This window comes from uncultured Roseobacter sp. (genome assembly GCF_947491795.1).
Taxonomy (GTDB): domain Bacteria; phylum Pseudomonadota; class Alphaproteobacteria; order Rhodobacterales; family Rhodobacteraceae; genus Roseobacter.
In genome coordinates this window covers 230767-247687 of the sequence record NZ_CANLKW010000003.1, presented here as the reverse complement: position 1 = coordinate 247687, position 16921 = coordinate 230767, and the positions used below count along the sequence as shown (strand labels likewise).

Here is a 16921-nt window from a genome sequence, read left to right as displayed (position 1 = left end):
CGGGCGAGGCAGAAAGCCAGCACATCGCGCGCTGCCTCGAAATCGCGATGGAAGCCGCCGGCATGGGGCGTTGGGAATACGATGTCGGTGCAAAATATGCCTTCTGGGACGACCAGCTTCTGGAAATTTTCCATATGCCAAAAGGCAAAAACATTGTTGATGCAGACGCGTGGTCACAGACAATACACCCGGAAGATCGCGAGGCCGTCACCCGGCTTTCGGAACAGTGTCTTGCCGAAGAGCGCGACATCGCAACAGATTATCGTATGTTGCGACCTGATGGTTCAGTGCGGTATATCCGAACGCGCGGTAAATATGTCAAATCAAGTGATCACGGGGCCCGATATTTCGGTGTGAACTTCGATGTGACGTCTGATTATGAACACGCTCAGCAACTGGAAGCCGCCCGTGCCCAGCTTGAACATGACAGCCGGCATGATGCGCTGACCGGAATGGCGAACCGGCGGTATCTTGATGACGTCTTCACCGAACTAATCAACAGCGAAAGCAAACATCGCGACAGGATTGCTGTTCTACATTTTGACATCGACCACTTTAAGCAGATCAACGACACACTGGGCCATGACGCGGGTGACGCGACCCTGAAACATGCAGCTGCTTTGTTGCAGGATAACCTGCCGGACAATGCTCTTGTCGCCAGAGTTGGTGGCGATGAATTCGTGGCACTGGTTCCGGACGCGCCGACCGATGATGTGCTGAGAGAGATCGCAAAACGCATAATATCGGAAATGGCACGCCCGTATTTCTACGAATCCCAGCAATGTAACATCGGAACGAGTATCGGCATTGCGGTGTCGAGGAGCCGCAGCTCTCTGGGGAACTCTTTGTTCATTGATGCCGATATCGCACTTTACCAGGCCAAGAAAGCCGGCCGTGGCCGTTGCAGGTTTTTCGACCGGGCCATGCGTGAAGAGGCGAAACGCCGAAAGAATTCATTTGATGCCTTGCTGGCGGGGTTCGATCAGGGCGAGATCACCTGCCATTACCAGCCGCAGTTTGACGCCCGGACGCTGGAGGTTTCCGGCCTTGAAGCGCTGGTGCGGTGGGAAAGTTCAGAGTTTGGTTTGCTGATGCCGGATGAATTCCTTGGCATGGCAGAAGATATGGGTCTCGTTGCCCAGTTTGATGAATTGGTTTTGCAAAAAGCGCTGAGCGATATGACTTCCTGGGAAGAGAAGGGGGTCGGGGTACCGCGGATTTCTGTCAATGTATCTGCCCACAGGCTCAACGATCCGTCGCTCGGAAACAGAATCAAGAGTTTGAATATTCCCCGCGGCCGGGTTTCTTTCGAGCTTCTTGAATCGGCTTTTCTCGATTCCAAAAACGACGTGATCGAAAACAACCTCAGACTGATTGATGAGATGGGTATCGACGTTGAAATTGACGATTTTGGCAGTGGGCACGCTTCTATTGTCAGCCTGCTAGAGATTGCTCCGAAGAAACTGAAAATTGACCGATTGCTCATCCAGCCGGTTGTCAGGTCGGAACGGCAGCGCGCGCTGGTTGAAACAATCATCCAGATCGGCAGGATGCTCGACATCGAAGTCGTCGCAGAGGGGGTTGAAACGCCAGATCACGTTTCAATTTTGCAAACCCTTGGATGTGGGTATCTGCAAGGCTATGCACTGGCCTATCCGATGAATGCTGCAAAAACTGCGACTTTCCTGTCGGAATACCGGGCGAATGCTACTCATCTGAAGCGCGCCTGAAAGGCGCATGGAGGGTCTGTTTTCATTGTTGCGCTGAACGAAACTGGTACCAAATGCGTGCTTTGGAACACAGTATTCGGTTGGATAAGAATGAACGCTGGCCATACCTGTGATCAGATTGCGGGAGCAGCCTTCACCGATTTTGTCTGAAACGGGCAATGCATTCTTTTTGATGCCGTAAAATGCCCGATGTCTCAAACAACCCGATTTTTATCTTTCACCAAATGCGCTTTCGAGGGACCGGTAAACCGGCTTTGCAAGGTAGGCCATCATACTCCGCTCGTCAGTCACCACCTCTGCGACGCCGGCCATGCCGACACGGACGGGCCGCTCCAGATCGCCCTGGCCAATCGTCAGTGTATCCAGCGCCACAACACCGCGGAAGAAAGTCGATCCGTCAGTTGGATCTGTAACGACATTGGGAGACAGGCTTTCAATGCGACCAGTGATTTCGCCGTACCTGCGTGAATCGTAGGTAGTCAGTTTAAGAGACACGTGATCACCTACCTGAATGTGGCCGATGTCCGCTTCTCCGACCCGAAGCTCCGCAATAAGGTTCTCATCGGTGTTTATCAGTTCAAACAGTGTGCTGCCGGCTTCGATAACCTCTCCCGTTTTTGGGAAATCGACGGCCTGGATGGCACCGGCAACAGGAGCGCGTATCAACAGTTCCTGTCGTTGTGTCTCAAGGGTCGAAAGGCGTGTGTTTAACTGATCGGTCTCCTGTTGCAGACCGAACAACTCGGTCAGCGTCTGCTCTCGCAGGGCCAGATCGCTCTCAAGAGGTTTATCTCTGATCTCTGCATAGTTCGCCTTGTTGGTGGCCAGCTCGATCCCGGCATCAATCAGCCTGCCGCGCAATTCGTCGAGTGACTGCTGCTCGGCTTCGAGCCGGACTCTTGTGATACTGCCGGAATCGAACAATTGGCTCAACCGTTCGACCGAAATTTCCTTCTCGCGTACTCTGCCTGCCATCAAAGTCTGCGCGGCTTCCAACTCGGTAATAATATTCTTCAGACTTTCCGCCCGCGCCTGAGAAATCTCCTTCTGAAGATCATGCAACCAGACACGAGAACGGGCATAGTCGCGGACATCCGTCGCCTGTACCGGGCTCAGTGCCGCTTCTCCGTCGGGACGATCAAGATATTCAAGGATGCTTTCGAGGGTTTCGACCCGCGAATTCATCGCAGTGATCTGTTGTTGAACGGCCCTGATGTTTCTGTCCAGCTCCGGAGAGACAAGACTGGCGAGGATTTGCCCTTGCGCAACAGTCTGGCCCTCACGGACGTGGACATTTTGCACGATGCCGCCATTGATGCTTTCCACCTGATGGGCCCGGCCAGCGGTGGTGATTTCTCCGGGAGCACGGGCAAGCTCAGGGATGGTTGTTGTCATGGCAACTGCTACAGCGCCGGCAATGAACGCGCTGAGTGTATATGCTACCATCGAGGAAATGCGGGGCGCATGGGACTTTTCACGCAGTTTTTTCTGCTCGAAAACACCGGGCCTGTGAGGTTCTGTCGAGTGTCCTGGCATGTCAGGTTTCCTTGTTCGCTGCGATAAGAGCCGTAACCTTGCGGCGGCCGTCAGCACCTTTGTCGTTTGCGGTGATCCGGCCTGCTGACATGTAAATGCATCGGTCTGCCAGGCGGATGTAGTCGGGATCGTTAGATGCCACGACCACAGTATGACTGCCCCGAATTTCCTGCAGATGCGCGATCAGAGCTTCTTTGCGCAGATAATCGAGACCTGCGTCCGGGTCGTTGAGCAGGTAGACCCGCGCAGGTCGGATAAATGTTCGGACCAGCGCAAATCCACGCGATGCAGATGACGGCAGTGATCGTCTGAATTTTTCCGTCAGACGGGTGTTCAGCCCCTCGGGTAAAGCAGCGAGGTCTTCGTCCAGGTTCATCACTGAAATCATCCGGTGAATGTCATCTTCACCAACGGTCGGCGCGGCCAGCCTGAAATTCTGGAGCAGGGTGCCGTGAAAGACGTCGGGTTTTTTGCGGGCATAACTGAATGCCTGCCTCAGGTCATCAACAGGTATCTGGCGCACATCCATACCATCCAGCTGAACAGATCCGATCAGAGGGGTGCGCAGCCCCATCATCATTTCCATCAGGGTGGTCTTGCCGCTGCTGCTGTTGCCGGAAATGGTAACCAGAGACCCTGCGGGGATATCCAGCGATACCTGGGAAATTACCGGGTCCGCTGCATCCGGGAAACGATGCGTGACACCGGACATGGAGATTTTACCCTCAAAGGTTTTCTGATGAGAGGATGCAGCACCCCGTACAGTTTCCTGAGGCATCGCCAGAACGCGGTCAATCTGTTTGCGGCTACGCAGAAAACCGGCCAGTTGGGACGCGTTTGAATAGATGGACTGCAGCGGGGTCAGGACCTTCCAGACCAGAGCCATGACCGCGATCAGAGCACCGAAAGTCATATCTCCCTGCATCGCCGAAACCGTGCCAAGGACAATCGCACCAACACCCGCAACCATCATCAGGCTTTGCCCGAATGTCTGGCACAACAGCTGAAACCGCCGCGCGATCCTTGAGGCTGACGCAGATTCCCCGGCGATGGCTGCGTTTTTCTGCTGCCAGTATTCGCCCAGCCCCAGCCTGTAGATGTTGCGCTGCAGTTTCACGGTTTCAAACATAAGCTTCTGATGCCGCGCTTTGACCCTTGCGGCCTGCGCGTTCAGCGTTTCCAGCACCGGCAGCGTGATCCAGATGGCAAGTGCAAAAACGACCATCAGCCCGATCACCAGAAAGCCCACAGGCGGTGCGAGATAAAAAATGAGCCCCAGGAAAATCAGGATGAACGGCATATCCAGCAGGGTCATCATGATCTGACCTGAAAACAGATCGCGCAGTCCTTCAAACTGTTTGAACCGTGCAATCTGCTGGTCGACTTCGGAGCTCTGGATCTGATCCGTCGGCAGCGACATCAGTTTGCGAAAAAGCGCAAGGCCAAGCCGGTGCTCGACCGTTTTACCCATATAGGAAACGGCGCGGGACCTCGCGATGCGGAAACCGGCATCTGCCGCAAGCACCAGAGCGGCCGCAGCGGCGAGCGAAACCACAAGAGGCACCGTGCTTGCCGGGATGACCCGGTCATAGATCATCATGATCATCAGGGGTGTCGCAAGCCCCATCAGATTGGTCATGAAAGAGGCGAGGACTAGGCCGGGCATCAGCCCCCCGAAACCGGATGTGATGGTTCGGAAATCATCCTGTACATCCGTTTCATCGGAGGAAGCAAAACGTTCAATCCGCACAAGCGTTCCGGTTCCGGCGTCCCTGGCCCGCCAGACAGGCTCACTGTCGCCGGCGGCGAAGGTCAGCAGACTGCCATCACGTGCGTCCAGAATTCCGTAAAGGTGCCCTGATTTCTCGACAAAGAGGGCGGGGCAGTCGTCAGGAGTTATTTTGTCAGGTCTGGTTTTTGCTTTGGAAACAGGAACGTTCAGGTTTTCGAGTGTCGCGAGCAGTTCATTGGCCGAAATTTCGGCGGCCAGATGCGGTGCAGCTTCGGTCAGGTTGCGGTGGCTGCTGTGCCATCCTGCTGCCATCATAAGGCGCTGGAGGAGGCCGAGGCCGGGGTGAACTGAGAGTTCCATCACGCGCTCCTGCTGCTGATACGGATCTGTGACGAACTGTCCAGTTCGGCGTCTTCGTCCCAAAGGCTGAAGTCCTGGTCGCGCGTGTCGGCGAGCAGAATGGACTGATCCGCGATGTCATTGAGCATTGCCTGGCCTGACGACAGAACAATCGTCGTTTTTCCACGCAATGACTGCAGGCAGTCAACGAGCCGTCTTACAGCACGGTCGTCCATCGCCGACGTGGCATCATTCATGAGCAGTACGGCTGGTTCCAGTGACAATGCGCGTACCAGGGCAACCGTCTGCATCAGGGCAAGGCTGGAGGCGATCTCTCCCACCGGACCGATCACGGTATTGTAGCCCATTGGCATGCGGTGAACGGTCTTTTCGAGGCCAAGCAGAGCGGAGTATTCCAGGCTTCGGGCAATTGCCTCGCCTTCGCCAAAACAGGAAATGTTTTCCAGAAGAGTGCCCGAGAACATGACCGGGTTCTGATCCAGAAAAACAATACCCCCGTGTCCGCGTGCTTCGCTGAATTCTTCTACAGGCCGACCGTCAAGACTTATGTGACCGGACTCGGGCATCTCCTCGCTTAGGATCATACGCATGAAGGTTTCCCGGGCAGTTCCTGCAGAACCCAGTACGCTGATGATCCCACCAGGCTGCGCGTCCAGATTCACATCTGAGAATGGTCTTTTACCATCGGCATTTGGTCTGGCACTTACGGTGTCAAAAACCAGGTGACCTTTGAGAGGGCCGTCAGGTCGCGCTCTTTTGGTGCGCTGTGGCAGATTTCCTGTTTCGTTGACCCTGGCAAGCGCGGCTTCAACACTTTCAGACTGTGCCCAATGGCTCAGCATTTTCAGCAGCGGCTGAACCGTCCGACCGTTCAGCAGCATACACGCTGCAAGCTCTGCAACACCAATCTGACCGTTGATGACCAGGTAGGCACCGAAAAGACCCGTTGCGGCCACTGCGGCCTGTGAAAAGAGTGCGCCAAACGACTGCGACAGGCCGGACAGCCTGATCAGTTTTTCACTGATATCGACCGACTGGTTTTGCAAAACCTCATATCTGCGCAGGAGTTGCGGTTCCATAGTGTCGGCTTTGACCGTCATGATCTGGGACAGACACTCAATGAGAAAGGAGTACCGACGCCCGTCCAACGATTTCCGCTTTTCAAAAACCGGCGCCTGGGCGCGCTGCAGTACGAATTTGAACGCGTAAAGCAGTGCCAGGCCAGTGAGAGGTACGAGAACCAGCCAACCGCCAATCAGAGCGATCATGACAATAAAAATTCCAGAGAATGGGAGGTCGATTGCAGAAAGACGACCCTGCCCGCAATAGTAATCCCTGAGCTGGGCAAGCGCGTTCAGACGCTCCAGATGATCACCGGTAGATGACTTGTCGTAGGCAGAGGGGTCAGCGTTCAGAGATCTGTCCAAAAACCGTTCGCCCAGATCAAGCTCAAATTTCTCGCCTTCATGTCCCAGCAGAATAAGCCGGGCCCACTTGAGGGCAAAGTCAAGAACGGCAACGATACACAGGCCGATGAACAGCAGGCTGAGCGTCGAATAGGATTCGAACGGAATAACCCGGTCAAACACCTGCAGCACAACCAGTGGCAGCGCGAGTGCGAGCAGGTTAACGCACAGTGATGTGACGATAACCGGTGCACCGAGCCTTGGCGGCCGAACAATGTTCCCATTCATGACTGTTGATTTTCGCACGCCCTGCGCACCTCCTGCCATCCCCGAGGAACGGATAAACCATGGTCATTATCAAACCATTTACCCATTGCGAAATTTGGATAGTATTTTAATAAAAACAGTTGCTTAAAGTTTTTATTTGAAGTGATTTATTATGCCGTTCTGACTATGGTCTGCACGCTGCTCAGGGAGATGCGACAATGGCCGAAAGCGATCAGAACTCACAGGACGACAGCATTCTGCTTCATCAGCAGGACACCACGTCGGACAAAGAAAAGGTTGCCGTTCAGTCGCTTAAAGGCACTGACGCAGGGCAGGAAGATACGTCCCGAAGCACTCTGCACTACGGCGAGCAGGAGCAGGCCAGCGCCAATGGCGCTCCGCGTGATGATGGGTTTGATCAATCCACCCCGCCTGTGTTTGAAGACGAAAACGGTGTGCAGCCTGATCCACAGGCGACATCGTCGGATCAGAACCGCGGTTCTGGAGCAGAACCTGACAGCTCTCAAAACTCTGACGACGCCGGAAGCGGGGCGGGTGTACTGATCGATCTGACAGATTTCGCAAATGAAGCCGGTGGCATTGACCGGTTGTCCGTGTCCGACGCCCGTTTTGAAATCATCGATTTTGGTTTACAGGTAGCACCTGAGGCAGATTTCCCGGACAGCGCCGGTGGCCCCGTTCGTGTGGAAATCGTTGCTGATGTCGATGGCGACCCGGCTGTCACCCGTGCATTTGAGGTTGAACTGCCTGCCGCGATTCCCGAGCCCGATGGGCTGACCATTTCCGGTATGGGCATTCCGACGGATACCGATGGTTTTGTTGTCGGGGAGTTGGAACTGACAGGTGACGGAGACTATTCCGACTATATTTTTGAAGTTTCAGACGATCGGTTCGAAGTTGATGGTGGCCAGATCCGGTTGCGCGAAGGTGTTGTTTTCTCGGATGACGACACCGGCCCTCTGGCGCTGGAAGTGACGGCCCGGGGGCCGTCAGGTTTTTCGATGACGCAGGATTTCGGACTGGAAGTGATCGACATTCCGGACTTCAGCGGAAGCAGTGGGTTCCATGCCAGCTATTTTGACGTAGATCAGCGACTGAGCAATCTGGATGATATCGACTGGACTGCAGAGGCCACACACCAGGAGGTCGTTGGCGACATCAACTACACCAACAGTCGCAATTCCTTTTGGGACGGTGGGGATACGGATACTTTCGGCGCAAGGATAACGGGAAACATCGAAGTCGAAGAAGGCGGTGCATTCACGTTCCATCTGGGCGGTGATGATGGCGTTGTGCTTTTTGTGAATGGTCAGGAGGTCGTGTCCGATGCCGGGCTGCATTCCTATCGGACCCGCTCCGGTGACATTGAGCTTGAACCGGGCACCCATCACATCGAAGTCCGCTACTTTGAGAACTACGGTCATGCCGGTCTGAAACTCGAGTGGGAAGGCCCTGGAACAGACGGCCGCGAACTGGTGACCGCGCCGGGTCTTGACGATCTGCAGACTGTGAACGGGATGCCGCTGACGCTGGCACTGGATCTTGACCAGGGCGCGGGCCATGGTGTGGTGACGCAGCACGTCCTGGACGGCCTTCCCGAGGGCACCCGGGTCGAGGTGGATGGAACCGTATTGACCGCAGATGAAAGCGGCGCCGTTGATATCAGCGGGCTCGATCTTTCAATGCTGTCTGTAACGACACCCGTAGAATTTACCGGGACGGCGCAGGCGCGTGTGGTGACGACAACGACATCCGAAAGCGGCGTTTCGGTCACAACTGAAAAGAGCCTTACATTTGAGGTTGATCAGGCCGAACTGCCAGCGCCTGACAACGCGATGACAACCGGCTTTCGCGCCAGCTACTTTGATGTCGATGGTCGCCTTGGCCGCCTTGATGAGATCGACTGGTCTTCGGAGCCTACGCATGAAGAAGTTGTCAGCGAGATCAACTATACAAACAGCCGCAACTCCTTTTGGGAGGGTGGAGACGATGACACTTTCGGCGCCCGCATTACCGGCGAAATCGATGTGTCAGAGGGGGGGGAGTACAATTTCTTTCTGGGCGGAGATGACGGCGTCGTCTTGTTTATCAATGGCGAAGAGGTCGTTGCAGACGATGGCCTGCACAGCTATCGGACAAGAAGCGGGCAGATTGAGCTGGAACCTGGTACGCATGAAGTCGAGATCCGCTACTTCGAGAATTACGGGCATGCCGGTTTGAAACTTGAATGGGAAGGCCCCGGCACAGATGGTCGGGAACTGGTCACCGCCTCTGACGATCTGAGCGTCGAACAGAATGGAATGATTGCGGTTGAACTTGATGACCCGGGGCTGTCGGACGCGGCCAGCGTCGTGATCAAAGGGTTGCCGGCAGACACGATTCTGATGAGCGATGACAAGGTTGCGGTTGCTGACGGCGGAGAAGTGGACTTGTCCGGCTGGGATCTTGACCTGTTGGAAATCGCCCCGCCTCCTGATTTCGAAGGCCGGATCAATGGCGAAGTCATTACCACAGATACTGCATTCAACGGACAAGAGGTCACGGGTTCCAGTCCCTTTGTTCTGAATGTCGGCGATGTCGAAAACACTTCGTCAGGCAACAACAGTGCAGAAGAGGATGCATGGGCTGCCGGCTCTGACACAGAGGCCGGAGGATCCTGGGTGGAGACAGCGGACAGCGGACCTTCGGGCGATGAAGAAGACGAAAACGCGCTCAATGAAGAGATTGCCGATAACCCGGATGCCGGGCAGGACCCCGAAATGAACGAAACATACGAGCGAAACGACTGGTAGGCTGTCAGGTAGATCCCTGAGGCGCTGCGTTTCGGCGTGTTTGACCAGCGTGGACCAATGCAAAGTTCGCGGTCGTTTCGATTGGCTGCCGCCCTTTCGGTTGTCACCGAACACTTGTTTCCGTCTCTGCGATGCAACACCGCGTGATCCCGGCAAGCTGCAAAAACATCGGCAACCGGTCTGAAGCCCGTCTCTTAAGTATTGAACCACAAAATTGATCTCTTGGATCGAAGCAGGACCAGTGTATGCGCAATGCTGTTCAGAGACTTCGGATGAAGGGGCTGCAAATTGCATAAAGAGCGAAACTATTCTGTGACCGCAGATTGGGATTGAAAAATGCTGCGCGTCTGCAGCGGCAATACCGAAATTCTACATCACAGATCTATCTGAAGCCTATCCTTTGAGTGTTTCCGCTCAACGTTTCAAAAACCGCATTTGCACCAAAGGTCATAGCCCTGACGCCTGATACCGTTTGCAGGTTTTGTGACATGCCCGCAGTTTACCGGCTATAACATGCGGTCAACGGCTTATTGCGAATGGTGCCCGGTTACCGCCGACCCGTGCTCCAAAGATCCAACAGCGCGCAGGCCATTTCGTCGCGCGTATCACCATAGAGCGCGGTTTTCACATGTTCCTGGCCATAGCGGCCGGCCATCGAGATCATCTGCCCGCTTTCAATCTCCCGGAATGCCATGCTGAAAGGCAGCCAGCCGACACCGACGCCCTGCAAAACCAGCTCTCTGATCCCGCTCGACAGGGCGGTTTCACATACTGCGTTGTTGCTCAGACTGCTGGTTGCAAAAGAGCGTTCAGACGCCTGAAGCAGTTCTCCCAGATAGCTGTTTTCCGGATAGACCACCGCTGGCGTGTCGGCGGGCACTGAGCCATCGTCACGCAGCGTGTAACGCAGGGGGCCGCCTATGACTGGCAGCAGAATATCCTCGCCCCAGATCTCGCGCCGTATTGTATCGCCAAAGGGCATAGGCCGGGATGTCTCGGAGACATAACACAGCAACAGATTGCTGTCGCCGCGCAGGAAGGTGGAGACACAATCGCTCAGATTGCCGGGTCGCAACCTGAACCTGACCGCCGGATATCTGCGCCGGGCGTGCAGAACCATCTCGGAGAATGCGGAAAACACCGGAGCATGCTGAGCCGCGACGGCCAGTGTTGTGCTGGCCGGATCAAAGGCAGATATACGCCCGCGCAGTTCGCGGATACGGGCCATAAGTGCCCGGATTTCATGTTCGTTTGCGGCAAGTGCCGGACTGATCTCTACCGAGTTTGCATGTCGTGACAATATTTCGGTCCCCAGCCAGCGCTCGAACCCGCGGATACGGCGCGAGAATGCGGGTTGGGTAATGTTCCGGCGGGCCGCCGCCCGGGTCATATTGCCTTCTTCAAGGAGGACGAGAACGTCATCGAGCCAGTGCAGATCCAAGATGTATTTCCCTTGCCCAAACAATTTGTATGGGCAGCCTAAGATAAAAGCACTTTTTTTCCAATCTGCTATTCGGCACGCTTTGGCTGAATCAGGGAGAAGGGGCAGGCGTGTGAGTGAAGATACAGTTATGACACAACCGGCAGAGGCGCAGTCACCAGAGATGACAAAGGGGCTGTGCAAGGAACTGTCGATTGTCCTGGCTAAGTTTCCCAGAGTACGCCTGGGGCATCTGCCTACCCCTCTGGAACCAATGGACCGGCTGAGCGAAATGCTTGGCGGCCCGCGGATCTGGGTCAAGCGCGACGACTGTACCGGTCTGTCGTCGGGCGGCAACAAAACGCGCAAGCTGGAATATCTGATGGCGGATGCTCAGGCCCAGGGCGCTGACACGATCATCACCCAGGGGGCAACTCAGTCAAATCATGCCCGTCAGACCGCTGCGGCGGCTGCGAAACTGGGCATGGCGTGCCATATCCTGCTTGAGGACCGGACAGGTTTTAACGACCCGAATTACATTCTGAACGGCAACGTGCTGATGGACCGTCTGCATGGTGCGACTGTTTCAAAACGCGGTGACGGCACCGATATGAATGCAGAAATGGACGCTGTTGCCGAAAAACTGAAAAGCGACGGCCACAAGCCTTATGTGGTACCGGGCGGCGGGTCCAATCCGATCGGGGCACTGGGGTACGTCAACTGCGCGCGCGAACTGTCCGAGCAGGCCGTCGACCTTGGCCTTAAAATCGATGCCCTGGTTCATGCTACCGGCAGCTCCGGCACACAGGCGGGCCTTGTAACCGGTCTTGCAGCCGTTCAGAGCGACATCCACCTGCTGGGGATCGGGGTTCGTGCACCCCAGGAAAAACAGGAGCAGATGGTCTGGGATCTGGCGCAGCGCACGGCCGCCAAGCTGGGGACAGGGCTGGAGATTGACCGCGACATGGTGCGGGCAAACTGCGACTACGTGGGCCCCGGCTATGGCCTGCCAACCGAGGGCATGAAAATGGCGGTCAGGCTACTGGCCGAGACAGAGGGGCTGCTTTTCGATCCGGTTTATTCGGGAAAAGGGCTGGATGGACTCATTGATCTGGTTCGCAAAGGCCATTTTGGCGATATGGAAAACATTGTGTTTTTGCATACTGGTGGCAGTGCCGCGCTTTTCGGATACCCGGAAACTTTCGATCTGCCGGGATACACAAATTAAAAAACGACAAAAAACGACCAACAAGGAGAATGAATATGTCACTGAGAATGAAACTGATTTCCGCCACGGCTGCGATGGCCCTGAGTGCAGCGCCTGCACTGGCGGCTGAGGAAGTGAAAATCGGCGTACCGTCCTGGACGGGTGCCCAGGCTATTGCGCATCTGCTGGCAGCCGTTGTCGAAATGCGCATTGGCGGCAAAGCCGAGATGGTGCCGGGCAACAACGCCACGATCTTTCAGGCGATGGATCAGGGCAAAGGCGATATTGACGTACACCCAGATGTCTGGCTGCCCAACCAGGAGAGCTTTACGAAAAAATACGTAGACGAGGCCGGAACTGTGACCCTGTCGTCGAACCCGTACGAGGGCAATCAGGGCTTCTGCGTCTCCAAGAATTTTGCCGAGGCGCAGAGCATCACCGATATCGCTGATCTGGGCCGTCCTGACGTTGCTGCACTGATGGACAGCGATGGTAACGGCAAAGGTGAGATGTGGATTGGCGCGCCCGGCTGGGCTTCTGCCAATGTCAACGAGGTTAAAGTCCGCGACTATGGTCTGCTGGACTTTATCGAACCTGTGCGCGCCGAGGAAAGTGTGAAGACAGCACGTGTAAAGGATTCGATCGCCAAGGATGAGGGCTACGCATTTTACTGCTATAAGCCGCACGCAATCTGGTACCAGTTTGACGTTGAAATGCTGTCCGAGCCGACGTTTGATCCGGCCAAATACGTGATGGTGCAGCCCTCCGACGATGCTGACTGGTATGAAAAATCTTCCGTGGCGACCAAGGACGCTCTGAAAAACGTTCAGATCGCATGGTCGAATTCCCTGCCAGAGCGGTCCCCGGCAATTGCGGAATTCTTCGCGAACTTCTCTCTGACGGCAGATGACGTGTCCGGTTTCGCCTATGAAATCAGCGGCAATGGACGTGATCCGGCAGATGTTGCACGCGAGTGGGTCGAAGCAAACCCCGAGCGTGTCGACGCCTGGCTGGGTCTCTGATCAGACGAGCTGATTGAAATTGGCGGGTCCGGCGTTTGCCGGGCCGGCCTGTCTGCCGATCCGGCCTCACCCCGTTTGATCGAAGAGAAGGTAAGTCATGAGCGACGATACCGTTATCAAAATCTCGAATGTCTGGAAGATTTTTGGCGCAAAGCCCGAGGTTGCCTTGCAGGCGATCAGGGACAGGGGCCTGACAAAGGCCGAAGTGCTTGCTGAATTTAACTGTGTGGTCGGCGTTGCCGATGTCAGTATGTCTGTAAACCGGGGCGAGATTTTCTGTATCATGGGCCTCTCGGGCAGTGGCAAATCCACGATGGTGCGCCACTTTAACCGGTTGCTGGAACCCACAGATGGCAAGATCGAGATCGAAGGCACTGACGTGATGGCGCTGGGGACGCAGGAGCTTCAGCAGTTCCGCAACCAGAAAATCGGCATGGTGTTCCAGAATTTTGCGCTGATGCCGCACCGTTCGGTCCTGGATAACGTGGCCATGCCGCTGGAGATCCGGCAGGTCAGTAAAAACGAGCGCATGCGGCAGGCCGCGGCCATTCTGGACATTGTTGAGCTTGGCGCGTGGGGTGCCAAGTTTGCGCATGAACTTTCGGGTGGTATGCAACAGCGTGTCGGGCTGGCGAGGGCACTGGCCGCCAACCCGGATGTTTTGCTGATGGACGAGCCTTTCTCGGCGCTGGATCCACTGATCCGGCGGCAGTTGCAGGATGAATTCATCAGGCTCAGCAAAATCCTCAAGAAGACGACGATCTTTATTACGCATGACCTTGATGAGGCCGTGCGCATCGGGAACCGGATTGCGATCATGCGCGATGGTAAGGTCGTCCAGATCGGGACCGCGGAAGATATCGTGATGAACCCGGCGGATGATTATGTGGCGGATTTTGTCGCGGGGATATCCCGCCTCAAGGTCGTGCGCGCCCATGCGGTTATGCAGCCCATCCCCGAATACGTCGCCACACATGGTCCGTTGCCAGCGGACGCGCCGCGGGTAAACGAAGGCGAAAACCTCAGCACACTGATCAATCTGGCCATCGACAACAGCAGCGCCATTCTTGTGGAAGAGGGCGACAAAGATGTCGGCGTCATAACCCGTGCCGATCTGCTCCGCACAGTGATCGAAGGGACCGAAGTATCATGAGCACCTCTGATGTGAACCCGCATGGCGTAAACCCCCTGGAAGACACAGAAAGCGAAGCGGCACTGGCCTATGCCGAAGAGCGGCGCGAGAACATCCGCACATTCGTCAGAACCAGCCCTGACTATTACATCAGCAACTTTGACAGGATCGGTGAATCGTCACGGTTTACCGCCACGTTCAACCTGATGGCAGGCATTTTTGGCCCCGTGTGGTTTGGGGCGCGGGGCCTGTGGACCTGGGCGCTGCCGTTTCTGATCCTTGAAACCCTGGCCTTTGTTCAGATGGCCCGGGGTCTCTTTGGCGATCTGGCAGCGGATGCGATGGAACGCATCGCTTCGATCGAAGGGACGCTGGATCTGCGCCGCAGGCAGCTGGAAGCGGCAATCGAGGCAAATTCCGACAAGATTGACGTGTATCGCAGGACCGTCGAGTCGCTGGAGGCGAACATCGGCGGTATCCGTGCCGAGGCCGAGGCTATGGCTGCTGACGGGCCAGGCATCGCGCTCACAGGTCTTGCCATCCTGCTGATCGCCAAGGCCGTTCAGGCGGTTGTGGCAAACTGGGCGCTGGAAGGACGGTTTTCCGAGTGGCTGTCTGACCGCACGGTACGGTCTGCAATGCCTGTGCAGGAGATCGTCTTCAGCGCGATTTTCATGGCGCTGATCGTAACAGCCGCGATGATCCACTACAGTTTTCCGGGGCGGTTTTCATTGCTCAGCGAATTTCCCACCGACCCGAATATCCGTCTGACAGGTATTCAGTGGGTCGAGGATTTCATCGCCTGGTGTGTGCGCAACAGCGAGGCATTCTTTGACATTCTGACCCTTGGTATTCGCACGCTGCTGGACGCGCTGGAGGTTATTCTGGTTCAGACCCCCTGGATCGTGATCGCCAGTCTGATCGTGCTGCTGACCTGGCTGACGGCAGGTATCCGTACGGCCATCTATTCGGGCGCGTTTTTGTCCTACATGGGCCTTCTGGGCTTTTGGGAAGCTGCGATGACAACACTTGCCTTGCTGGGCACAGCGGCCTGTCTGTCGATTGCCATCGGCATTCCGCTGGGCATGTTCGCGGCGCGGCGCCCGAGGTTCTATTCCTTTATCCAGCCGATTATGGACTTCATGCAGACCATGCCGGCCTTTGTCTTCATGGTGCCCGTTATCGCCTTTTTCGGCGTCGGCAAACCGGCTGCTGTTGTGGTTACCATGATCTTTGGCGGCACACCTGTCGTCCGGCTGACCGTGCTGGGGCTGCGCGGGGTACCTGAAAGTGTGCGCGAGGCGGCAATCAGCTTTGGGGCCAACAAATGGTACCTTCTGACCAAGGTTGATCTGCCATTGGCGGCACCGTCTATCCGCGCCGGGATCAACCAGACGATCATGCTTTCACTGGCTATGGTTGTTGTTGCCTCGCTGATCGGGGCCAAGGGGCTGGGCGAGGACGTTCTTGAGGCGCTGCAATATGCTAACGTGGGGCAGGGTATCCTGGCCGGGTTCTCTATCCTCTTCTGTGCGATGATCCTTGACCGGATTGTGCAGGGCCAGCGTAAATGATCCCACTGGTTCTGGTGCATGGCTTTATGGGGGGAAGCGCCCAGTGGCAGCACCAGACCGAAGCCTTCAGCCGGGGGCGCGATGTGATCGCGCTGGACCTGCCCGGATTTGGGGCGCGCAATGCCGAGGCAGCTGTGGCCAGTATCAGAGGCTTTGCGGACGATGTGATCCGTCAGCTCGATGCCCGCGGGATCGGGCGATTTGATCTGTTGGGCCATTCCATGGGCGGTATGATCGTTCAGCAGATGATCCACCAGGTGCCGGATCGGGTGCGCCGTCTTGTGCTCTATGGCACCGGCCCGCGTGGCCGGTTGCCCGGTCGTTTTGAAACCATCGCTGAGAGCAAGGCCCGCGCCGCCCGTGACGGCGTTCTTGCAAGTGCGCGGCGTATCTCCGCGACGTGGTTTCAGGATGGAACGGATGCGCCCGGATACCCCGGGTGCGCGGCCATAGCAGAACAGACGGGTCTTGCTGCTTTCGAGGGGGGGCTCACCGCGATGGATGCCTGGAGCGGTGTGGACTGGCTGCCTGATATCGCCGCCGCGACGCTGGTGCTCTGGGGCGATGGCGACAGGACGTACCAGTGGCCACAGGTCGAACAGCTCTGGCAGGACACGGCGGGCGCGCAGCTGGCTGTGGTGCCGGGCTGTGCACATGCCGTGCATCTGGAAAAGCCAGAGCTGTTTAACGCGCTGGTGCTGGATTTTCTCGACGCCTGACGG

The 16921-nt window shown here is 56.3% G+C and carries 11 protein-coding genes; 7 read left to right on the top strand and 4 right to left on the bottom strand.

Annotation, left to right across the window (positions count from 1 at the left end):
- The first annotated feature begins 47 nt into the window (after positions 1-47).
- Entirely contained in the window at positions 48-1730 is a 1683-nt protein-coding gene (locus Q1A34_RS13065) for an EAL domain-containing protein (protein ID WP_300034685.1), read from the top strand.
- Between the two features lie 210 nt (positions 1731-1940).
- On the opposite strand, the gene Q1A34_RS13060 is transcribed toward Q1A34_RS13065, so the two are convergent.
- From Q1A34_RS13060 to Q1A34_RS13050, 3 genes are all read right to left on the bottom strand, one after another.
- Positions 1941-3176, bottom strand: a complete 1236-nt coding sequence (locus tag Q1A34_RS13060; protein ID WP_300034682.1) for an HlyD family type I secretion periplasmic adaptor subunit — start codon at positions 3174-3176, stop codon at positions 1941-1943.
- 91 nt (positions 3177-3267) lie between these two features.
- On the bottom strand, positions 3268-5358 hold the full coding sequence (locus Q1A34_RS13055; protein ID WP_300034679.1) for an ABC transporter transmembrane domain-containing protein: 2091 nt from the start codon (positions 5356-5358) through the stop codon (positions 3268-3270).
- The gene (locus tag Q1A34_RS13050) at positions 5358-7052 is read right to left on the bottom strand and encodes an ABC transporter transmembrane domain-containing protein (RefSeq protein WP_300034676.1); all 1695 of its coding nucleotides are present in this window, start codon (positions 7050-7052) and stop codon (positions 5358-5360) included. The genes Q1A34_RS13055 and Q1A34_RS13050 overlap by 1 nt, the downstream gene beginning before the upstream one ends.
- Before the next feature lie 197 nt (positions 7053-7249).
- On the opposite strand from Q1A34_RS13050, the gene Q1A34_RS13045 reads away from it, so the two are divergent.
- Complete coding sequence (locus tag Q1A34_RS13045) at positions 7250-9844, top strand: PA14 domain-containing protein (protein ID WP_300034673.1); 2595 nt, start codon at positions 7250-7252, stop codon at positions 9842-9844.
- A 547-nt stretch (positions 9845-10391) separates the two neighbouring features.
- Here the strand turns inward: Q1A34_RS13045 and Q1A34_RS13040 are convergent.
- The gene (locus tag Q1A34_RS13040) at positions 10392-11285 is read right to left on the bottom strand and encodes a LysR family transcriptional regulator (protein ID WP_300034670.1); all 894 of its coding nucleotides are present in this window, start codon (positions 11283-11285) and stop codon (positions 10392-10394) included.
- Between the two features lie 163 nt (positions 11286-11448).
- Here Q1A34_RS13040 and Q1A34_RS13035 point away from each other — a divergent pair, with 163 nt between their 5' ends.
- The 5 genes from Q1A34_RS13035 to Q1A34_RS13015 all read left to right on the top strand — a co-directional run bounded on the left by Q1A34_RS13035 (position 11449) and on the right by Q1A34_RS13015 (position 16918).
- Positions 11449-12492: a D-cysteine desulfhydrase gene (locus Q1A34_RS13035; protein WP_300036663.1), complete on the top strand. Its 1044-nt coding sequence runs from the start codon at positions 11449-11451 to the stop codon at positions 12490-12492.
- Positions 12493-12527: 35 nt separating this feature from the next.
- Positions 12528-13493 carry a glycine betaine ABC transporter substrate-binding protein gene (locus Q1A34_RS13030; protein WP_300034667.1) on the top strand — a complete coding sequence of 322 codons (966 nt, stop codon included), beginning with the start codon at positions 12528-12530 and terminating at the stop codon, positions 13491-13493.
- A 97-nt stretch (positions 13494-13590) separates the two neighbouring features.
- A complete protein-coding gene (locus Q1A34_RS13025) occupies positions 13591-14646 on the top strand; it encodes a glycine betaine/L-proline ABC transporter ATP-binding protein (protein ID WP_300034664.1) in 1056 nt (351 codons plus the stop codon).
- Positions 14643-16199, top strand: a complete 1557-nt coding sequence (locus Q1A34_RS13020) for an ABC transporter permease subunit (RefSeq protein ID WP_300034661.1) — start codon at positions 14643-14645, stop codon at positions 16197-16199. Before Q1A34_RS13025 ends, Q1A34_RS13020 begins: the two co-directional genes overlap by 4 nt.
- Positions 16196-16918: an alpha/beta hydrolase gene (locus tag Q1A34_RS13015; protein WP_300034658.1), complete on the top strand. Its 723-nt coding sequence runs from the start codon at positions 16196-16198 to the stop codon at positions 16916-16918. The genes Q1A34_RS13020 and Q1A34_RS13015 overlap by 4 nt, the downstream gene beginning before the upstream one ends.
- The last annotated feature ends 3 nt before the right edge of the window (positions 16919-16921 follow it).